Consider the following 19,652-nt stretch of genomic DNA (forward strand, 5'->3'; position numbering starts at 1 on the left):
GTGACCCCTGATCCCCGCCCCCATCATCCATCACGATTCACCACAAAGAAGGCAATTACCGCTACCCGTCTCAGGGCTGGACGCCGGGTTACTTGTACTCGTTGGAGATGGCGAACTTCACGTCGACGTAGTCGTTGCAGCGGTGCCGGTTGAAGACCCCACCGCACGTCTCCCGCGTACGCACGTGGATGTGCTGTTCCGACGTGGTGTTGGGTTGCATCGTGAAGACCCGGATCTCCGAGTTCTCCAGGTCCTTCGTCGCACAGCTGGCGCCCTCGTACAGGTGGACGCTGATGCCGATCGAGGCCTGACCGGGCGCGCCGGGTACGGGCTTGATGGTCAGCTCGAGCCGGCCGCGCGCTTCGGCGCCGGCACAGTTCTCCCACAACAGGGTGTCGCCCGCCGGCATCTCGATGACGTGCGTCCAGAGCGACCAGGTGCGGTTGTCGTCCTGCCCGACCTCGTCGTCCTTGATCTTCATGACGGGGGTCACCCACAAGACCTGGTGGTGCTTCGCGGCGGCGGACGCCGGTACGGCGAAGCCGCCGACCGCCACCATCGCGGTGGCGAGGACGAGTCCGGCGAGGCGCTTGGCAAGACGCATGAACGCAGCGATCCTTTCGTGGTCATCGGGAAGCCGCACGGCTACCAAGATCCACAGTGACGGCGGCGGTGAGCGAGCAGCATGCGCTTTCGGGCAGCAACCAGGGCAGCCGTCGGTTCCCGCATAGAGATCACCCGCACCATCACGACCGACGGCTCACTCGATGAGGCGGCCGGTGTGGTCGTCTGGGGTCACGAGACGGATCGACGCTGAGATCTTGGAAGTCCGTGGCCCCCGGAAGGGCCAGCAGGCTCCAAGATCCGTTCTTGCGAACCCGCTCATCCCCGATCAGTGCGTCGTAGCCCCGCCCGGAGCACGAAGACGTTGCGCCGCTCGACCGCCCTGCCATGACTATCGAGGACGTAGCCCTCCAGCCAGATCCAGCCTTCGTACGTGGGACGTCGGTCAACGCGCACGATCCGGAGAGTGATGGCCCGCAGTCCCTCGAATTGGACACTCGCGGCGCCACCGAGGTGCACGATCTGCCCCGGCTTCAGCCACGCCTCACACATCGCACATCCCTTCAGGAAGGGGGTGCGCCGCACCGTGAGCCGTACGGAACACGAGGTCAGACGCACCACCCGGCTCGCCCACCGCCGCAGAGACGGTCCTCGGTACGTCAGCGCGGAGCTTCGAACAGCCTTACACAATTTGTGTAAGGCTGGAATCGGCGACACCCGAACGAGTCCGGCGGAATCCGATCCGGCAGCATGAGTCTGAGCGGCGTAGCGAGAGGCGGTCGGAATGACGGACCAGCGCGGCGAAACGACGTCCGATCCATACGTGTCCGTGGGCGCAGGCGACGCGTGGTCAGCGGACGCCGCCGCACTCGGTAAGTCCGGCACCCAGCGCCTGCTCGATGTGTCGGTCACGGCGGACGTCCCCGACACCGTTCGGACCGCGTTGCGCTTGCAAGCCACCGATCACGTGGTGCGCCGACGTCGGTTGATGTTGCTCGACGACTGTCCGGTGGAGATTGCCGCGTCCTATTACCCAGCCTCCATCGCGGCGGATACCGACCTCGCCCGGCCAGGAAAGATCCGTGGCGGAGCGATAGCCGCGCTCGTGGCGCTCGGCCACGCTCCCGCCGACATCTTCGAGCAGGTCATCGCCCGCCACCCGGAAGCCGACGAGCCGGAGTTGCTCCAAGTGGAGTGGCACGAGCCGATCCTCGTCCTGACCCGAACCAACATCGATGCCGCGGGCCGGGCCGTCGAGCATGCGGTCAACTGCATGGTCGCGCGGCTGTCCGGGCCCCTGTCCTACCGGATGCGACGATCGACTCCGTGAGCTCTCCGGTTCCTGACGACGGGGTACGGGCCCGACAACGCCAGCTGGCAGGCGACCTGCGCGCACTGATCCTGTCCGGCGACATCGCACCCGGATCCCGGCTGCCGAGCACCGCCGAACTCACCCGTCGATACGGCGTGAACAACATGAGCGTCACCCGCGCAATCGCCATTCTCAAGGCAGAGGGCCTGGTCGAGGGCCAGCGCGGTCGGGCGGTTCTGGCCACGCACCACCGCCCCACCGTCGTGAAGGCCGCCCACTATCCGGATCCGGCCGCGCCAGGCGAGTCGTATCCGTGGATCACGGACAACGCCGCCCGGGGGCGTTCCGGCTCATCTGAGTTGATCGAGGTCGGGGAGCGTCCCGCCACTGCTCAGGTCGCGGCAGCGTTCGGCATCGCGCCCGGGGATGCCGTTGTAGTCCGCCACCAGGTGTTGCTGCTTGACGGGCACCCGGCCGAGCTGGTGTGGACGCATTACCCCGTGGACGTCGCCCGCGGCACGGTCCTCGCGCAGAACAGGCGCATCAAAGGTGGCTCCCCGGCGGCGTTGGCGGCGCTCGGCCATCCACTGCGGAACGCGGTCGACCAGGTGGCGGCGAGGTTCGCCACGGTCGCTGAGTTCATCGCCTTGCGACTCCCCGAGGATGTACCCGTGCTTCGGCAGTTCCGCGTAGCGTTCGACGACACCGGCCGCGCGGTCGAGGCAACGATAATGATCAAATCGGCCCAGCACTACGAGGTTCAGTACGACCTGCCGGAATCCAGCACCGGACTGTGATCAGAATGATGGCGTGAATCCGATCGAGCCGGGCGCGCAGATCCACTCCACGGACCCGTTCGCGACTCCCGACCAGGAGCGCTCCCCGCTGCGCCGCCTGCGCGGCCGCCTCGCCGCCGCGGTCACCCTGTGGACCGCCCCCGGCCCGGCCGGCCTCACCGTCTCCTCGTTGGTCGTTGCGGACGGCGACCCCGGCCGGATCGCGGGCCTGGTCGACGAGGAGAGCGACTTCTGGGACGCCGCCTCGGCGGCGGGCCGCTTCGCGGTCATGCCCCTCGACGTGGACGATCAGCAGCTCGCCGACCGGTTCGCGGGCCTGATGCCCGCGCCGGGCGGGCTGTTCGCGCAGGGCGCCTGGGATCAGACCGACTACGGACCGGTGCCCGCCGGGGCCCGCACCTGGGCGGGCTGCCGCCTCGACGGCTCCCTGCCGTACGGCTGGTCGCTGCTGGTGGAGGCGACCGTCGAGACCGTACAAATGGATGCCGCGCCGGATCCGCTGGTGCACTTCCGCGGCCGCTACCGCCGCCTGGCCGACTGAAGAACGACGCCACCGCCGCCGGACCGACTGACGAAGGACGCCACCGCCGCCGGGCCGACTGACTAACGGCGCCACCGCCGCCCGGGCGGCTGACGACCGATCGGCGCAGTGGGACGCCCGTTCGGCGCACGTCCCGACCAGCCTCCCCCACCTGGCCCGAACTCCTTCGTACGGTGCGCGAAAGACCCGCCCCCACGAAGGTGGTGAGCCACGTTGACGACGGAACTGACCCCCGATGACCCGGCACCCGCGACCGGGACCATCACGACGGCAGAGCAGTACGTCGCCGTCCAGCAGTCCGCGGAGTTCGGGGAGCTGCGGCGCAAGCTGCACCGGTTCATCTTCCCGACCACGATCGCATTCTTCAGTTGGTACGCGCTGTACGTGCTGCTCTCGGCGTACGCGCGGGACTTCATGAGCATCAAGATCATCGGCAACATCAACGTCGCTCTGGTCTTCGGCCTGCTCCAGTTCGTCTCGACGTTCCTGATCGCCTGGTACTACGCCCGGTACGCCGCCAAGGAGCTGGACCCGATGGCCGACAAGATCCGCGCCGAGATGGAGAGCGGGGCCGACGTGGCCGCCGAGGAGGTGGCGTGATGCAGTCGCACCTGTTCGCCGCGGAGGCGACGTCGTCGACCTCCCGTACGCTGACGATCACGCTCTTCCTGGTCTTCGTCGCGATCACCCTGGCCATCACGGTGTGGGCCAGCCGGCAGACCAAGACCGCGACGGACTTCTACGCGGGTGGCCGGTCCTTCTCCGGTTTCCAGAACGGCATGGCCATCGGCGGCGACTACATGTCGGCCGCGTCGTTCCTGGGCATCGCGGGCCTGATCGCGCTGTACGGCTACGACGGATTCCTCTACTCCATCGGCTTCCTGGTCGCCTGGCTCGTCGCGCTGCTGCTGGTCGCGGAGTTCCTGCGCAACTCGGGCCGGTACACGATGGCCGACGTGCTGGCGTTCCGCATGCGCCAGCGCCCGGTGCGCACCGCCGCGTCGGTCTCCACGATCGCGGTGTCGATCTTCTACCTGATCGCCCAGATGGTCGGCGCGGGGGCGCTGGTCAGCCTGCTGCTGGGCATCAAGGCGGACACCACCTTCCTGGGCATGGACGCGGACACCGCCAAGGTCGCCACGATCATCCTGGTCGGCGCCCTGATGATCATCTACGTGGTGGTCGGCGGCATGAAGGGCACCACGTACGTGCAGATCGTCAAGGCGGTCATGCTGATGTCCGGCGCCCTGGTGATGACGCTGCTGGTGCTGGCGCACTACAAGTTCAACCTGTCCACCCTGCTGGGCGACGCCGCCAAGGCGTCCGGCAAGGGCGAGGCGTTCCTCGAACCGGGCCTGCGGTACGGCGTCGAGAAACCCACCGCGCTGGAGACCTTCTACAGCAAGATGGACCTGTTCTCGCTCGGCATCGCCCTGGTGCTCGGGACGGCCGGTCTGCCGCACATCCTGACCCGGTTCTACACCGTCCCGACCAGCCGCACCGCGCGGAAAAGTGTGCTCTGGGCGATCGGCATCATCGGCACCTTCTATCTGTTCACCCTGGCCCTCGGGTTCGGGGCGGCGGCCCTGGTGGGCGGCAAGGAGATCACCGCCCAGGACAAGGCCGGTAACACCGCGGCCCCGCAGCTCGCCCAAGCGCTCGGCATCGACTACTTCGGCGGCCAGACCGGCGGGGCGGTGTTGCTGGCGATCATCGCGGCGGTCGCGTTCGCCACGATCCTCGCCGTGGTCGCCGGCCTGACGCTGGCGTCGTCGTCGAGCGTGGCGCACGACTTCTACGCCAACGTGGTGCGCCGGGGGCAGGCCTCCGAGCGCGACGAGGTCCGGGTGGCCCGGATCGCGGCGCTCGTCATCGGCGCCATCGCCATCGGGCTGTCGATCTACGCGCAGAGCCTGAACGTGGCGTTCCTGGTGGCGCTGGCGTTCGCGGTGGCGGCCTCGGCGAACCTGCCCGCCATCCTGTACAGCCTGTTCTGGGGCAGGTTCAACACCTCCGGTGCGCTCTGGGCGATCTACGGCGGCCTGACCTCGGCGATTGTCCTGGTGTTCTTCTCGCCCGTGGTCTCCGGCACGCCGACCGCCATGTTCCCGGAGCACGACTGGCACTGGTTCCCGCTGAACAACCCGGGCATCATCTCCATCCCGATCGGCTTCTTCTGCGGCTGGCTCGGCACGGTCCTCTCCAAGGAACAGGACAGCATCAAGTACGCCGAACTGGAGGTCAGGTCGCTGACCGGCTACGGCGCGCACTGAACCACCCGTCCGGGGCCGGTGCGGATCGCGCACCGGCCCCTGTCGCTATCGTGTCCGGCATGGCAGTCACGCAGAGGTACGGCCCGGGGCATCGGATTCTGGTCAGCGGCGGCGGCGGATTCGTGCCCTCGCACGTGGTGGACGCACTGTTGGCCCGGGGCTGCACCGTCGTCGCGCTCGACAACTTCGTCACCGGCTCGCGGGACAACCTGGCCCATCTCGCCAGCGAGCCCCGCTTCACGCTGGTCGAGGCGGACGTGACAGAGGGCCTGCCGAGCCACCCGGCGCTCGCCGACCGGTTCGACGCGATCCTGCACATGGCGTCACCGGCCAGCCCCACGGACTTCGCCAAGCTGCCGATGGAGATCCTCAAGGTCGGCTCGATCGGCACCATGGCGCTGCTGGACCGCGCGGTGGCCGACGCGGCCCGCTTCCTGATGGCTTCCACCTCCGAGGCGTACGGGGACCCGCTGGTGCACCCGCAGCCCGAGTCGTACTGGGGCAACGTCAACCCGATCGGCGTGCGCGCGGTCTACGACGAGTCGAAGCGCTTCTCCGAGGCCGCCACGATGGCGTACCACCGGTACCACCACCTGGACACGGCCATCGTGCGGATCTTCAACACGTACGGGCCGCGGATGCGCCCGGACGACGGCCGCGCGATCCCCACCTTCATCAGCCAGGCGCTGCGCGGGGCCGCGCTGACCGTGCAGGGCACCGGTGCACAGACCCGCTCGATCACGTACGTGGACGACCTGGTCCGGGGGATCCTGCTGCTGCTCGACTCGACAGAGACCGGGCCGATCAACTGCGGCACCGAGCACGAGATGACCATGCTCGACCTGGCCCGGCTCATCGTCGAGCTGTCCGGCAGCGACTCGACGATCGAGCTGGTGCCGCGCGCCGCGGACGACCCGGAGAAGCGCCGGCCCGACCTCACCCTGGCCCGCACGCTGCTCGGCTACGAGCCCCAGGTGGGGCCCGAGGAGGGGCTGCGCCGCACGATCGAGTTCTTCAGGAACTGATCATTCCGGGCAGGTAGTGAACTTCTCACGAAGCGTAATTGTCTCCTCCCTTCGTGCCGACCCAGTGTCGATGCACGAAATGCCTGGATGCACTTACGTAACCTGAAACCATGTCACCGACCACGTCCTCCTACGGCACCGGCCGCGCCTCCGTTCCGGGAGCCGGCCACCCTGGCTCCGGCCGCACCACGGGCCGCGCCGGCGTGCCCGCCGCCGGCGCCTACCGCGAGCGCGCCACCCGCTCCGGGGGTCGAGACGGGTGGGCCAGTGGCCCCGCCGGCCCCGGCGGTCCGCCGCCGCGCGGTCCGGGCGGCGGTGGTGGCCCGAACCGGCCCTACCGGGGGCGGCCGAAGCCGCGCTGGGGGCGGATCGCGCTGGTCGGCGGCATCGCGGTGATCGTCATCGGGGTGATCGCGGCGGTCACACTGATGGGCTACGCCAACGGCCTGGACAAGGACCTGAAGCGGACGAACGCGTTCGACCAGATCACGGGTGGCCGCCCGGCCAAGACGGTCGACGGTGCGCTGAACATCCTGCTGGTCGGCAGTGACTCGCGGGACCCGGACGCGGCCAAGGACACCACCAACGCGTGGCGCGCGGACACCCTGATCCTCATGCACATCCCGGCCGACCACGATTCCGCACAGCTCGTGTCGATCCCCCGCGACCTGTACGTACAGATCCCGTCGGACAACAACGCGCCGTGCAGCAGTGGCAGCCGCAACAAGATCAACGCGGCGTTCGCGTTCGGCGGCCTGCCCCGCGCGGTCCGTACCGTCGAGTGCTTCTCGGACGTGCGCATCGACCACGTGATGGCCATCGACTTCGGCGGCTTCAAGGAGGTCACCGACGCCCTCGGCGGGGTCGACCTCAAGGTGGAGAAGACCATCACCTCGATCCACAAGCCGCACCGGGTGTTCCAAAAGGGCACGATGCACATGAACGGCACCGAGGCCCTGGACTGGATCCGCCAGCGCAAGCAGTTCGCCCGCGGCGACTTCGCCCGCATGCAGCACCAGCAGGAGTTCCTGAAGGCGCTCATGGACAAGGCCGCCAGCACCGGCACGCTGACCAGCCCCGGAAAGCTGAACGACTTCCTCAAGGCGGTCACCGCCGCCGTCACTGTCGACCAGGACTTCTCGCTCACCGACATGGCTGTGCAGTTCCGCAACATCCGCGGCGACAAGCTCACGTTCATCACCAGCCCCAACGTGGGCAGCCAGACCATCGGGGGACAGAGCGTCGTGGTCAGCGATCGTGAGAAGGCACTCGCTTTGTACAAGGCGGTTTCTGCCGACAAGATGACCGAGTGGATGGGTGCCAACCTGCCCAACGCTGCGGCGAAGGCGGGTAACTAGCGACTGTGTGTCGCCGCACAGAGGCGGCACACAGGACGGGCATTCGACGCGGGCCGGTGGAAACCACCGGCCTGCGGCGTACGTAAACACTCTGTGTCACGGAGTTGAAACGCGGGAGGACTCCCGCGATATCGAAGTTGAACGTACAGTGGTTCGGCCCCCTTCCTGATCTTCTGGAGAGTCCTGAATGACGGTCGCCCCCCCTCGACCCCCCGCGTCGCAGGATCGGGTTGCCGTCGGGCATGGCGGCCTGGTCGCGCCCCTGGCACCCCCGTCGAAGAAGCGCCGCAGCCCGCTCTGGGCGCGCCTCACCGTCGTGCTGGGCGTCCTGCTGATGCTGGCGAGCGGTGCGGGCCTCGCGGGCGGCAAGTGGGTACTCGACAGCACCACCTCCGCGGTCACTCAGCAGGACCTGATCGGCAACACCAAGAAGACGACGACCGGCAAGGGCGGCGACCCGCTCAAGGGGCCGATCGACCTGCTGCTCCTGGGCGTCGACGCGCGCAAGCGCTGGGCGGTCGACGACCTGCGTTCCGACACGATCATCGTGCTGCACATCCCGGCCAGCCACGACCAGGCGTACCTGGTGTCGATCCCGCGTGACACCCAGATGCAGGTCCCGGCGTTCGCCAAGAACGGCTATCCGGGCGGGGTCGCCAAGGCCAACGAGGCGTTCTTCCACGGCGCGCAGAACGGCGGCGGCTGGGCGGGCGGCGCCCAGCTGATGGCAGAGACCATCAAGGCCAACACCGGGATGAGCTTCGACGGCGCCGCGATCATCGACTTCGCCGGGTTCAAGGGCGTCATCGAGGCGCTGGGCGGCGTACGCATGTGTGTGAAGCAGCGGGTCAAGTCGCACCACATGGTCTGGGTCGACGGGAAGCCGCTGTTCCTCGCGGAGGCCCGCAAGACCGGCAAGCCGACCAAGCCCATCTGGCACGAGGTCGGCTGCAAGAACATGGAGGGCTGGGAGGCGCTCGACTACTCCCGCCAGCGGTACGGGCTCACGAACGGCGACTACGACCGGCAGGACAACCAGCGGCAGCTCATCAAGGCGATGGCCAAGAAGGCCAGCTCCACCGGCGCGCTGACCAACCCGCTGAAGGTCGCCCAGCTGATCAAGGCGGCGGGCAAGGCGTTCGTGCTCGACACCGGCGGGGTGCCGGTGGCCGACTTCGTCTTCGGGCTCAAGGGCATCGCCGCCAACGACCTCGTGCTGCTGCGCACGAACAAGGGCACGTTCGCGGGCAACGGCGCGGGCCGGGAAACGATCACCCCCGAAAGCATGGAGATGTTCAAGGCACTCCAGGAGGACAAGCTCGGGGAGTTCATCGTCAACCACCCGGATGTCATCGCGAACGAGAAACAGCCCTAGGCTGAGATCGTGTTCGGACCACAGGTACCCAGCGTGAGCGCCGCCGAGGTCGACCCCGGCGCCTACCTGATCGACGTACGCGAGCCCGACGAGTGGGCGGCCGGGCACGCGCCCGATGCTCACCACGTACCGATGATGGAGATCCCGGCCCGGATGGCCGAGATTCCCATGGACGCCGACGTGGTCGTGGTGTGCCGCTCCGGCGGCCGCTCCGGTCAGGTGGTGTCGTACCTGTCCGGCAACGGGTGGGACAACGTGCGCAACCTCGTCGGCGGCATGCAGTCCTGGGCCGCGGTCGGTCGCGACATGGTCAGCGAGAACGGTCAGCCGGCCCGCGTCCTGTGAGCGCCCACCGCCCGCTCGTGTTCGCGCACCGCGGTTCCTCCGAGGCGCTGCCCGAGCACACGCTCGCGGCGTACCTGCGCGCTCTCGACGAGGGGGCGGACGGCCTGGAGTGCGACGTGCGGCTGACCCGCGACGGGCATCTGGTCTGCGTCCACGACCGGCGGCTGGACCGGACCAGCAACGGGCGTGGGCTGGTCAGCGGCAAGACCCTCGCCGAGCTGGACGCGCTGGACTTCGGCTCCTGGCACCCGTCGGCCGGTGACGACCCCCTCGACGATCCGCCCGACCCCGACCGCACCCGGCTGCTCACGCTCGACCGGCTGCTCGGCGCGATCCGCGACAGCGGGCGCCGGGTCCGCCTGCTGATCGAGACCAAACACCCTTCCCGGTACGGCGCAGACGTGGAGCGCCGCCTCGTCGAGCTGCTGCGCAAGCACGGCCTCGCCGACCCGCGCCCCGACGACCCCGTGCGGGTGACGGTGATGTCGTTCGCGGCGCTCGCGTTGCGCCGGGTCCGGGCCCTGGCCCCCGGCATCCCCACGGTGTACCTGCTGGAGATCCTGCCGCCAGGGGTGAGCCGGGGGCGCCTGCCGTTCGGGGCGCGCATCGCCGGTCCCGGCATCAGCCTGTTGCGCACCCGGCCCCAGCTGGTCCCGGCGCTGCGGGCCGCCGGGCACGGCACGTACGTGTGGACCGTCAACACCGACGACGAGCTCGACCTGGCGCTCGCCCAGGGGGTCGACGGGGTGATCAGCGACCGGCCCCGGTTCGTGCTGGACCGGCTCGGCGTCGGCTGACCACGGGTCGGCCGTGTGGGTGACATGATGGCCAAGATCCACCACCCCGCCCTGCCGAAATTTCCGGAACCGAGGCAGACTCGCAGACATGCCCCAGCGACCCGACTACGCCGCGCTGACCCGGGGACAACTCGCCGTCCTCGACCGGATCAACGCCGGCGCGGCGGGCGTCGCCGTCCTGGAGGACATCGTCCGGCTCGCCTGGGAGGTGCTGGACGGTGCGGGCGCCGGCTTCGCCGAGTACGGCCCGGAACACGGCCGGATCATCGCCGCCTGCGGCACCTGCGCCCACGTGCTGGGCCGCCGGGTGCACCGGGTCGACGACGAGCTGGCCCGGCACCGCAGCCTGCTGGTCACCCCGGGCGCGCTGAACGACGAGTTCACCGGCCCGGTCGGGGCCGAGGACGTGCCGCGGGTGCTGGCGGCCCGCGCGGACGCCGCGGGCACGGTCGTCGGCGCGCTGTACGTGTACTTCACCGCTGACGCCGAGCCCCCCGGCCCGGAGCAGTACACCGTGCTGGAGGTGCTGGCGACGATCGCCGGACGGCTCTACACCCACCCCAACGGCCTGCCCGCGTACGGCGACGACGGCGAGCTGGCCCGCCGCCAGGAGGACCGGGACCTGTTCGTCGCGGTGACCAGCCACGAGCTGCGTACTCCGGTCACCGTGATCAAGGGTTATGCGGACACGCTGACCAACCACTGGGACTCCCTCGACGAGTGCGGTCGCCAGGAGGCGGTCCGGGTGATCGGCGCCCGAGCCGGTGAGCTGGCCCGGCTGGTGGATCGGCTGCTCGCCGCGACCAGCGAGGAGGGCGAGGTCGGCGGCACCCCGCCCGGCCCGTTCGACCTGGTCGAAGCGCTGCGGCAGGCGGTGGACGAGCTGCCCGCCGACCTGCGCCGCCGGGTCGTGCTCGACGAGCTGCCCACCGAGCTGCCCAAGGCGTACGGGGACCGCGCCTCCCTGGCCACGATCCTCACCGAGCTGGCCACGAACGCGGACAAGTACTCGCCCGCGAACACCCCGGTGGAGCTGCATGCCGAGGCGGACGAGCTGACCGTGACGTTCCGGGTGTGCGACCGCGGCGCCGGGATCCGCCCCGAGCACGTGGAACGGGCCTTCGAACGCTACTGGCAGGGCGAGTCCGGCGATCGGCGCCGCCACCCCGGTGCCGGTCTGGGCCTCTACCTGGTGCGCCGGATCGTGGAACGGCAACGCGGCTGGGTGGCGTTGCGGCCGCGCGAGGGCGGCGGCACCCTGGCCGAGGTCCGGTTCCCCCGCGGGTAAAGGTCGACGGCTGCCGCGCCGACACGGTGGGCCGCGTGGGGGCGGAGCCGACCGCAACGCCTAGGCTGATGCGCCATGAGCAAGCGTCGAAAGGTCCCGCAGACCGAGCCCAAGCGCCAGAAGGTGCGCGACATCTTCGTCGCCCGGCCGTTCGAGGGCCTCGCCGACGAGCCGGAGTGGATCGCGCTGCGCGAGCTGGTCCCGGCCGCGTCGGCGCCGCTGCGCCTCAAGCCCGAGATCGCCGCGGAGTACGGCGACCGCCCGGTCACGCTGTCCACGGTGCTGCCGATGGCGTGGCCCGCGATGATCCGCCGCGACGGCGAGGTCTTCATCGGGCTGCAGCGCCACGTGCAGTCCGGCGACGTCTCCCGCGATCTGGCGGTGGCGATCCTGTGCGCGCTGCGTACCGAGCCGGGCGAGACCGTGGCCGTGCCCGCGCTGCCGGGGCCGGGGCCGCGACTGCAGGACATCCTCGACGACGGGCCGCTGGACATCACCCTGCACCTGGGCTTCGAGTACTGGCTGGACGCCGAGCAGGCCGAGGACCCGAACGTGGCGGCCTCACTGGAACGGGCCAACGCCTCCATCTATCCCACGGAACGGCTGGGGGCCGCGCCCGCCGCGTACTGGTGCCGGGTGCCGGACAAGGCGCACGTGCGCTGGGTCATGGCCGAGCCGGAGGACGCCGCGCTGGACGCGCTGGCCCGGCTGTCGGCGGCCGGTGAGCTGCCGCTGGGCGAGGCGACCCGGTTCGCCGGGATGTTCCGGGCGCACGGGCTGCTCGTACCGGTGTGGGATGTGCCGCGGGAGCTCGAGGCCGCCGACTGGGAGGCCCCGCTGGCCGACTTCGTGAAGCGGTACCGGGACACCCTCGCCGAGACGGCGCCGCTGGACGCGGCCGCCCGGCGCGCCAAGCAGGGCCTCGTCGGCCGCCAGCTCACCCTCCGGTAGAGCTGCCCGGCGGCGGCTCACTCGGTGGCGAGTGGGGCGCGGGTGATCGGGCAGCTCATGCAGCGCGGCCCGCCGCGCCCGGAACCCAGCTCCGAGCCGCTGATCGCGATGACTTCGATGCCCGCGCGCTCCAGCTGGGCGTTCGTCTCCACGTTGCGCTCGTACGCGACGCAGAGCCGGGGCGCCAGGGCGAGGGTGTTGTTGCCGTCGTCCCACTGTTCGCGCTCGGCGGTGACCGGGTCCAGTCCGGTGTCGATGACGCGCAGCCGGTCGATGCCCATGGCGGCGGCGGCCGCGGCCAGGAACGGCTGCGGCCCGGTGGCCTCCGGCGCGCCGTCCGGCCCGGCCGTGACCGGGTACGCCCGCAGCGTGTCAGCAACGTTCGGATACATCACCACGGCGTCGACGTCGACCATCGTGCACACGGTGTCCAGGTGCATGGTGGCCCGTTCCTGGGCGATCGGCACGGCCAGGATGGTGTGCGCGAGCCCGGCGGCGAAGACGCGGTGGGCCAGCCGTTCCGCGCCGGCCGGGGTGGTCCGTTCGCCGACCCCGACGGCCAGCACACCGGGCGCCAGCAGCAGGACGTCGCCGCCCTCGACGTGTTCCAGCTCCGGTGTGTACAGCAACTGCGTGCCCGCGAACCGGGGATGGTGCCGGTAGATCGCCCCGGTCAGCGTGGTCTCGCGACGGCGGGCGGGCATGGCGAGGCTGGTCACCGCGACCCGATCGCGGATCCACACCGAGGAGTCGCGGGTGAACAGCAGGTTGGGCAGCGGGTCGATGACGAAGTCGTGGGAGTCCATGAGTTGGTAGACCAGCCCGCCCGGGCGGCCGGGGCCGGGCTTGACCTCCTCGTGGGCGAGCCCCGCCATGAGCACGCGGGCGAGCTCGGGCGGGCCCAGGTCGGCCAGGTGGGCGGCGACCCGTTCGCGCAGGGTGTCGCCGAGCCGTGGGGTGTCCAGCACGTCGGCGGTGAGCACGGCCCGCGCCTCGGGCACGGCGAGGGTCTCGGCCAGCAGCTCGCCGAGGTACAGCACCTCGACGCCGCGCTCGCGCAGCGCCGCGGCGAACGCGTCGTGCTCCTCCTGGGCGCGCCCCACCCACGGGATCGCGTCGAACAGCAGCGAGTCGTTGTTGCGGGGCGTCAGCCGCGCCAGCTCCGGCCCCGGCCGGTGCAGCAGGACCGTACGCAGAGGGCTGACCTCGCTGTCGACATGGCCGGTCACAGGCCGAGCCTAGGCCACGTCGGACCAGCGGTCCGGTACGCGCCGCGCTCGCCAGGTGACGTTGTGCGGCGGAATCGTGGGACAGGGCTGCGCCGGCGAAGTAGGTGAGGCTAACTTGGTGACGAACTACCGAGTCCTGTGGGGAGACCGAGGCGCGGAATGCATCATGAGCAAGAAGGGGCTGGGCATGAATGCGGCATTCATCCCCACTCACTCCGCTTTCAGTCCCGTCGGATGTCTTGCTTCCGTGTGGGGTTGAACACCTACCGTAGTGACAAGAGAGCCCGATGGACCTTTTGCCGGAGGTCGCAGTGACTGTCTTCTCCGCCCGCCCCGCCGCCCTGCCCGTTCCCAGCAAAGCCCTCACCCCCGTTCGTGGGCCCCACCGCGACGCGCCACCCACCGCGCTGGAGGTGCCCCGCCTCAGTCCGTTCGACTGGGCCCGGCGCCGACGAGCCGAGCGGGACGCCCGCCGGGTGGAGGCCGCCGGTGCCCGTGCCCTGACCCGCCTGGACCGGCTCGGCCCGGCCTGGCACATCGTGGACTGGCCGCGCACCGACTCCGTCGGCCTGTACGAGGCCGACCCCGTCGACGACCGCGCGGGCTTCCTCGCGATCGGCCCCGGCGGCGTGTACGCGGTCACCGTCGCCGACCACGGCCGCGCCCGCGTGCTGATCGCCGGTGACGTCGTGCAGATCAACGGCAAGCGCCCGGCGTACGTCACCGAGGCGCGCCGGGACGCGAAGCGCGCCGCCCGCGCGATGTCCGCCGCCGTCGGGCTGTCCGTACCGGTGAGCCCGGTACTGGCGTTCGTCGGCTCCGGGGTGATCAGCGTGCACGGGCTGCCCAAGGACTGCCTCGTGGCCACCCACAAGGAGCTGGACCGGCTGCTCATCGCGGGCGGGGCGCGCATCTCCTCCGCCACCGCCGGGAAACTCTCCGCTGTCGCCCGCCGCCCCGACACCTGGTCGAACGCCCCGTACCGCCCGGGCGGCGACTATCGCTGGCACGGCACCGGACAAACGGCCGCTGACAAGCGTTCGGCCCGCCGGTAACGTTCGGAGTCGGTGCACGGCCCCGTGCACCGACTTTCTCAGGAGGTGCGGGTGGCGCACGTCGAACTCTCACTGTCGGGCGCGTTCGTGCCGCAGGCGCGGACCCCGGCGGAGGCCGAGTTCGTCGGCGGCGTCGACCGGTGGACCTCCACGGTGACGGCCGCGGCCGAGCCGTGCCTGGTCATCGACGTGACCTCCCGGATCCTCGCGATCTCGCCGTCGGGCAGTGAGCTGCTCGGCCTCGGCGCCCCCGCCGACGCGGTGGGCCAGCCCCTGCTGGGTGGCGCGTTGCGGCTCATCGACTTCACCGCGGGCGCGGGCGAGCTGGCCGAGCCCGAGGTGGAGAAGATCCCGCCGCTGCTGGCCATCCGCAGCCAGCGGCTCGCCCGCGGGCTCATGCGGGTGCAGCCCACCACCGACTCCGCCCACCTGACCGTCGACGCGATCGCCACCCCGCTCTGGCAGGGCGGACACGTCGTCGCCTCGCTGACATTCCTCTCCGCGGTCCGGTACTGACCGTCCGTGGCCAGATGTCTGGTTGTGGCGATCAACGCACCCGCGAGGCATTGGGCGAAGCACCCGGGGAACGTACTCTTCCCTCATGTTGGATCTGGAGCTGCTGCCGGAGGAGTACGCGGTGTGCCGGCTGCCAGCCGGATCCGCCCTGCCCGCGTCGTTGAGCAGCGGGCCGGACGACAAGGGGGTCATCTCGGTGACCTGGGCCCCCGACGAGCTGTCCGTCATCTGCCCGGCCGACCGGGCGCCCGCCGACGCGGTCGCGGAGACGCCGTGGCGCGCCCTGCGCGTCGTCGGCCCGCTCGACCTGGCCCTGACCGGGGTCCTGGCCTCGCTCATCGGGCCGTTGGCCGACGCGCGGGTCAACATCGTCACCTTCTCCACGTACGACACGGACTACCTGCTGGTCCCCACGGTGCGACTGCGCGAGGCGATGGACACCCTCACCGCGGCCGGGCACCGCATCGCCGGCTGATCCATCGACCGTCATGAGGCCCTACCATGGGCCCGTGGCACGCCTGCGCGTACGCCGAACCGCCGCCCGGCTCGTGGTGGGCGGGACACTGGCCGCCCTCGCCGGATGCGCCGGGGCGCCGCCGCAACCGCTGCCCACGGCGCCGCCCGGTGCGCCCAGCGGCGTACCGTCCGCTCCGGCGTACCCGTCTCTCGGGGTTTCCGGGTTTCCGCCCAGCGCGCTGCCCAGCGCAGGCCTGCCGGGGGTCCCGCCCGGCGGCCTGCCGACCGGGGTACCGCCGACCTTCGCGACGCCGCCGACGATCACCGCCCCGCCCACGACGACGCCACCGCCCTCACCGGCCGGTCCGTGCACGAAGGGGCCGACCGGGCAGCAGGTGCTGGCGTTGATCAACGGCAAACCCGGCATCCCGGACAGCCCGCTGAAGGTGGACGGTGGGCCGTTCTGCGAGCAGTCGTGGCAGTTCACCACGGTACGGCTGGCTTCCGAAGACGCGAAGCAGGACGAACCACTATTCGTCGTCAGCCGGGGTAAACCGAATACGTTGCGGCTGGTCGAGGCCGGCGCGGACGTGTGCAGCGACCAGGTTCAGGCCGATGCGCCGCCCGGCATCCGGGTCCGCGCATGCGGCTCCTGACCGGCTGACACCTCATCGGGGACCGGCCTGGTCGGCGGTCCCGCATAGTCGATGGACGCCCGATACACCCGATATGAGCGTAACGTAAGGGCTCGGTCCACTGGTGGACATGATGCGCCTTCGAAGGGACATCGTGATGAGCACGGGAACCCGGGCCACGTCCGGGGGCGGCCCCGGCTCCCGCCACGTCCACCCTGTGATCATGCCCGTCGTGGTGACCAGCGCGCTGGCCATGCTGAGCCTGGCCGCCGAGCCGCACCTGTTGTCCTTCGGCGTGATCGCGCTGGGCCCCTGCCTGGCCGCCATCTCCGGCAGCCCGGTCACCGTCTTCGCGATCGGCACGTACGCCACGACTCTGGTCATCGCCGTCTCCACGTACCAGGGCATGTGGGGCACGTCGGATCAGATCCTGCGCATCGCGGTCACCATCGTGGCCACGATGATCAGCATCGTCATCGCCCACCACCGCCGCGTGCTCGAACGCAACTCCGCCGACGCGCTCAAGGACCAGGTGATGCTGGCGGCGGTCCTGGAGGCGTCCAGCGACGCCGTCTACACCGCGACCCCCGAAGGCGCGATCACCACTTGGAACCGCGGCGCCGAGGAGATCTACGGCTACAGCAGAGCCGAGGCGATCGGTTCCAGCATTCAGATGCTGGCCCCACCCGACGACGGTACGGCACTGCTGGCGATGTTCGCCGAGGCGGCCCAGGGGCGGCGCAGCGATCAGATCGAGGTCGTCCGGGTACGCCAGGACGGCGCCCTGTTCGATGTCTCCGTCATGCTCGCCCCCGTCCGCGACCCGGCCGGCGAGGTGACGGCCGTGGCCTCGATCGAGCACGACGTCACCGCCCGCAAGCGAGCCGGCGCCAAGGAGCGGGCCGCGCTGGAACGCACCCAGACCGCCCAGCGCCTGGAAAGCCTGGGCCAGCTCGCCGGCGGCATCGCGCACGACTTCAACAACCTGCTGGCGATCATCCTCAACTACAGCCAGTTCGCGGCGGAGCAGATCCCCGTCGACAACGAGGCCCGCGACGATCTGGCCCGGGTCCGCCGGGCCGCCGAACGGGCCCGCCGACTCACCCACCAACTGCTCGTCTTCGCCCGCAGCGAGCGCACCGAGCCCGCCATCATCGACCTCAACGACGTCGTCGTCGAGGCCAACGACCTGCTCTCGCGCACCCTGGGTGGCCACATTCAGCTGGTCACCCGGACCGGCGAACAACCGACCACGATCATCGCCGACCGCAGCAGCATCGACCAGGTCCTGTTCAACCTCGTGATCAATGCCCGCGACGCCATGCCCGACGGCGGGGTGCTGGTGATGGAGGTCGATCACTGCGAGATCAGCTCCGACGAGGTGGGCTACGCGCCGCCGCCGCTGTCGGGCCGCTACATCCGGCTCACCGTCAACGACACGGGTACGGGCATGCCGCCCGAGGTGGTCAACCGCGTCTTCGAACCGTTCTTCACCACCAAGGCGAAACACGAGGGTACGGGGCTCGGACTGGCCACCGTCTACGGCATTGTCACCGACGCCGGGGGCAGCATCCGGATCGTCTCCGAGCTGCACGTCGGCACCACCTTCTCGGTGCTGTTCCCCGCCGCGGAGGTGTCCGACCTGCCCGTCGACGTCGAAGCGGACCGCCCGGCCAGCCACGGCAACGGCGAGCGGGTGCTCGTGGTCGACGACGACGAGGCAGTCCGGGAACTCATGGTGCGCATCCTCGACCGCAACGGGTACAAACCCGTACCGGCCGCCGATCCGGAGGCCGCGCTGCAGCTCGCCGACGAGTCGTTCGACCTGCTGCTGACGGACGTGCTCATGCCGCAGATGTCCGGGCCGGAGCTGGCGCAGCGGGTCAAGGCCCGCCAGCCGGACATCCCGGTGCTGTTCGTGTCCGGGTACACCGACGGCAACGCCGGGGCGGGGCGGACCACCGGCGGCATTCTGCTGCACAAGCCGTTCACCAGCGAGAGCCTGCTCGGCAGTGTGCAGGACGCGCTGACCGGGACCGGCGTACCGAGCCGGTGACGGCACCCGTGCCACCGAACGCCGTCCGGCGGCGTCACTAAGCTGGGGCCATGCCGGGAACCCCGCCGACCCGATTCGTCTACCTCGGTCCCGAAGGGACCTTCACGGAGCAGGCTCTGCGCACCATCCCCGCCGCGGAGCGGGGCAGCCGTACCCCCGCGCGCAGCGTGCCGGAGGCGCTCGACGCGGTGCGCTCCGGCGAGGCCGACGCCGCGCTCGTCCCGCTGGAGAACTCCGTGGGCGGCGCCGTGCCGGTCACGCTCGACGAGCTGGCCACCGGCACCCCGCTGGTGATCACCCGCGAGGTCGTGCTGCCGGTGGAGTTCCAGCTGGCGGCACCGCGACTGATTCCGCTGCACGAGATCCGTACGGTCGCCGCGCATCCGCAGGCGTCCGCCCAGTGCCGCGCGTTCCTGCGTACCCATCTGCCCGACGCCGTGGTCGTCGACGTGCTCTCCAACGCGGCCGCCGCGATCGCCGCCGCGGCCGGCGAGTACGACGCCGCGATCTGCGCGCCGATCGGCGTGCCCCGCAACCGGTTGACCGTGCTGGCCGACAAGATCGCCGACCGGCCGGACGCGGTCACCCGGTTCGCGCTGCTGTCGCGGCCCGCGCCCCCGGCCGCCCCGACCGGCGACGACATCACCTCGCTGGCGGTCTCGATCGCCCACGACCGGGTGGGTGCGCTGCTGGCCGTGCTGACCGAGCTGGCCGTCCGCGGCATCAACCTGAGCCGCATCGAGTCCCGCCCCACGGGCGAGCAACTCGGCCTCTACGTGTTCTTTCTCGACTGCACCGGACACGTCGCCGAGGCCCGCCTGGGCGAGGCCCTGCAGGGACTACGCCGGATCTGCGCCGACGTGCGCTTCCTCGGCAGCTATCCCCGCCACCGGTGGTCGGCCGCCGAGACGGTACGGCCGACGCAGCCGCCGACCGGACTGTCCAACCACGACTTCGCCGACAGCGCGGCGTGGCTCGCCCGGTTGCGCTCGGGCGAGCCCGCCTGAGTCATTGCTGCCCGGACCGCGTCCGCGCGAAACGGGCCGGAGACAGCACTGCCCGGGCACCGTGTGCCCGGG

General features: G+C 70.6%; 20 protein-coding genes. 18 read left to right on the forward strand and 2 right to left on the reverse strand.

Annotated features, from left to right (window positions below; all coding sequences use genetic code 11):
- Window positions 1–88: 88 nt before the first annotated feature.
- Window positions 89–604, reverse strand: a complete 516-nt coding sequence (locus tag ACMCNN_RS30550) for a hypothetical protein (protein WP_412743915.1) — start codon at window positions 602–604, stop codon at window positions 89–91.
- Window positions 605–1,348: 744 nt separating this feature from the next.
- Between ACMCNN_RS30550 and ACMCNN_RS30555 the strand changes: the two genes are divergently transcribed.
- From ACMCNN_RS30555 to ACMCNN_RS30610, 12 genes are all read left to right on the forward strand, one after another.
- Complete coding sequence (locus tag ACMCNN_RS30555; protein ID WP_412743916.1) at window positions 1,349–1,894, forward strand: UTRA domain-containing protein; 546 nt, start codon at window positions 1,349–1,351, stop codon at window positions 1,892–1,894.
- Window positions 1,891–2,673, forward strand: coding sequence for a GntR family transcriptional regulator (locus ACMCNN_RS30560; RefSeq protein WP_412743917.1), 783 nt, complete (start codon window positions 1,891–1,893; stop codon window positions 2,671–2,673). Before ACMCNN_RS30555 ends, ACMCNN_RS30560 begins: the two co-directional genes overlap by 4 nt.
- A gap of 13 nt (window positions 2,674–2,686) precedes the next feature.
- Entirely contained in the window at window positions 2,687–3,214 is a 528-nt protein-coding gene (locus ACMCNN_RS30565; RefSeq protein ID WP_412743918.1) for a flavin reductase family protein, read from the forward strand.
- Window positions 3,215–3,439: 225 nt separating this feature from the next.
- Window positions 3,440–3,814 carry a DUF485 domain-containing protein gene (locus tag ACMCNN_RS30570; RefSeq protein WP_412747333.1) on the forward strand — a complete coding sequence of 125 codons (375 nt, stop codon included), beginning with the start codon at window positions 3,440–3,442 and terminating at the stop codon, window positions 3,812–3,814.
- Entirely contained in the window at window positions 3,814–5,487 is a 1,674-nt protein-coding gene (locus ACMCNN_RS30575; RefSeq protein ID WP_412747334.1) for a cation acetate symporter, read from the forward strand. The genes ACMCNN_RS30570 and ACMCNN_RS30575 overlap by 1 nt, the downstream gene beginning before the upstream one ends.
- A 59-nt stretch (window positions 5,488–5,546) precedes the next feature.
- A complete protein-coding gene (locus ACMCNN_RS30580) occupies window positions 5,547–6,512 on the forward strand; it encodes an NAD-dependent epimerase/dehydratase family protein (RefSeq protein WP_412743919.1) in 966 nt (321 codons plus the stop codon).
- A gap of 110 nt (window positions 6,513–6,622) precedes the next feature.
- Entirely contained in the window at window positions 6,623–7,870 is a 1,248-nt protein-coding gene (locus tag ACMCNN_RS30585) for an LCP family protein (protein WP_412743920.1), read from the forward strand.
- Between the two features lie 187 nt (window positions 7,871–8,057).
- Window positions 8,058–9,245, forward strand: coding sequence for an LCP family protein (locus tag ACMCNN_RS30590; RefSeq protein WP_412743921.1), 1,188 nt, complete (start codon window positions 8,058–8,060; stop codon window positions 9,243–9,245).
- A gap of 9 nt (window positions 9,246–9,254) precedes the next feature.
- Window positions 9,255–9,590 (forward strand): rhodanese-like domain-containing protein, encoded by a 336-nt coding sequence (locus ACMCNN_RS30595; protein WP_412743922.1) that lies wholly within the window; start codon window positions 9,255–9,257, stop codon window positions 9,588–9,590.
- Window positions 9,587–10,387 carry a glycerophosphodiester phosphodiesterase gene (locus tag ACMCNN_RS30600; RefSeq protein WP_412743923.1) on the forward strand — a complete coding sequence of 267 codons (801 nt, stop codon included), beginning with the start codon at window positions 9,587–9,589 and terminating at the stop codon, window positions 10,385–10,387. The genes ACMCNN_RS30595 and ACMCNN_RS30600 overlap by 4 nt, the downstream gene beginning before the upstream one ends.
- Window positions 10,388–10,475: 88 nt before the next feature.
- A complete protein-coding gene (locus tag ACMCNN_RS30605; protein ID WP_412743924.1) occupies window positions 10,476–11,675 on the forward strand; it encodes a sensor histidine kinase in 1,200 nt (399 codons plus the stop codon).
- 75 nt (window positions 11,676–11,750) lie between these two features.
- Window positions 11,751–12,626 carry a DUF5926 family protein gene (locus tag ACMCNN_RS30610; protein WP_412743925.1) on the forward strand — a complete coding sequence of 292 codons (876 nt, stop codon included), beginning with the start codon at window positions 11,751–11,753 and terminating at the stop codon, window positions 12,624–12,626.
- 17 nt (window positions 12,627–12,643) lie between these two features.
- On the opposite strand, the gene ACMCNN_RS30615 is transcribed toward ACMCNN_RS30610, so the two are convergent.
- Window positions 12,644–13,855 (reverse strand): arginine deiminase, encoded by a 1,212-nt coding sequence (locus ACMCNN_RS30615; RefSeq protein ID WP_412743926.1) that lies wholly within the window; start codon window positions 13,853–13,855, stop codon window positions 12,644–12,646.
- 311 nt (window positions 13,856–14,166) lie between these two features.
- On the opposite strand from ACMCNN_RS30615, the gene ACMCNN_RS30620 reads away from it, so the two are divergent.
- The 6 genes from ACMCNN_RS30620 to pheA all read left to right on the forward strand — a co-directional run bounded on the left by ACMCNN_RS30620 (window position 14,167) and on the right by pheA (window position 19,580).
- Window positions 14,167–14,910 (forward strand): hypothetical protein, encoded by a 744-nt coding sequence (locus ACMCNN_RS30620; protein ID WP_412743927.1) that lies wholly within the window; start codon window positions 14,167–14,169, stop codon window positions 14,908–14,910.
- 51 nt (window positions 14,911–14,961) lie between these two features.
- Entirely contained in the window at window positions 14,962–15,426 is a 465-nt protein-coding gene (locus ACMCNN_RS30625) for a hypothetical protein (protein WP_412743928.1), read from the forward strand.
- An 85-nt stretch (window positions 15,427–15,511) separates the two neighbouring features.
- The gene (locus tag ACMCNN_RS30630) at window positions 15,512–15,901 is read left to right on the forward strand and encodes an ACT domain-containing protein (protein ID WP_412743929.1); all 390 of its coding nucleotides are present in this window, start codon (window positions 15,512–15,514) and stop codon (window positions 15,899–15,901) included.
- Between the two features lie 34 nt (window positions 15,902–15,935).
- Entirely contained in the window at window positions 15,936–16,538 is a 603-nt protein-coding gene (locus ACMCNN_RS30635; RefSeq protein ID WP_412743930.1) for a hypothetical protein, read from the forward strand.
- Window positions 16,539–16,740: 202 nt separating this feature from the next.
- Window positions 16,741–18,573 carry a PAS domain S-box protein gene (locus ACMCNN_RS30640; RefSeq protein ID WP_412743931.1) on the forward strand — a complete coding sequence of 611 codons (1,833 nt, stop codon included), beginning with the start codon at window positions 16,741–16,743 and terminating at the stop codon, window positions 18,571–18,573.
- Between the two features lie 50 nt (window positions 18,574–18,623).
- Window positions 18,624–19,580 (forward strand): prephenate dehydratase, encoded by a 957-nt coding sequence (gene pheA / locus ACMCNN_RS30645; RefSeq protein ID WP_412743932.1) that lies wholly within the window; start codon window positions 18,624–18,626, stop codon window positions 19,578–19,580.
- The last annotated feature ends 72 nt before the right edge of the window (window positions 19,581–19,652 follow it).

The sequence above is a fragment of the Krasilnikovia sp. MM14-A1004 genome (genome assembly GCF_047159485.1).
In the GTDB taxonomy this organism is placed as follows: domain Bacteria; phylum Actinomycetota; class Actinomycetes; order Mycobacteriales; family Micromonosporaceae; genus Actinoplanes.

What these genes read in the sequence shown, in the direction of transcription:
- ACMCNN_RS30550 (WP_412743915.1), bottom strand. Translation starts at nt 604, where the DNA reads ATGCGTCTTGCCAAGCGCCTCGCCGGACTCGTCCTCGCCACCGCGATG.
- ACMCNN_RS30555 (WP_412743916.1), top strand. Translation starts at nt 1,349, where the DNA reads ATGACGGACCAGCGCGGCGAAACGACGTCCGATCCATACGTGTCCGTG.
- ACMCNN_RS30575 (WP_412747334.1), top strand. Translation starts at nt 3,814, where the DNA reads ATGCAGTCGCACCTGTTCGCCGCGGAGGCGACGTCGTCGACCTCCCGT.
- ACMCNN_RS30580 (WP_412743919.1), top strand. Translation starts at nt 5,547, where the DNA reads ATGGCAGTCACGCAGAGGTACGGCCCGGGGCATCGGATTCTGGTCAGC.
- ACMCNN_RS30585 (WP_412743920.1), top strand. Translation starts at nt 6,623, where the DNA reads ATGTCACCGACCACGTCCTCCTACGGCACCGGCCGCGCCTCCGTTCCG.
- ACMCNN_RS30590 (WP_412743921.1), top strand. Translation starts at nt 8,058, where the DNA reads ATGACGGTCGCCCCCCCTCGACCCCCCGCGTCGCAGGATCGGGTTGCC.
- ACMCNN_RS30605 (WP_412743924.1), top strand. Translation starts at nt 10,476, where the DNA reads ATGCCCCAGCGACCCGACTACGCCGCGCTGACCCGGGGACAACTCGCC.
- ACMCNN_RS30610 (WP_412743925.1), top strand. Translation starts at nt 11,751, where the DNA reads ATGAGCAAGCGTCGAAAGGTCCCGCAGACCGAGCCCAAGCGCCAGAAG.
- ACMCNN_RS30630 (WP_412743929.1), top strand. Translation starts at nt 15,512, where the DNA reads ATGTTGGATCTGGAGCTGCTGCCGGAGGAGTACGCGGTGTGCCGGCTG.
- ACMCNN_RS30640 (WP_412743931.1), top strand. Translation starts at nt 16,741, where the DNA reads ATGCCCGTCGTGGTGACCAGCGCGCTGGCCATGCTGAGCCTGGCCGCC.
- pheA (WP_412743932.1), top strand. Translation starts at nt 18,624, where the DNA reads ATGCCGGGAACCCCGCCGACCCGATTCGTCTACCTCGGTCCCGAAGGG.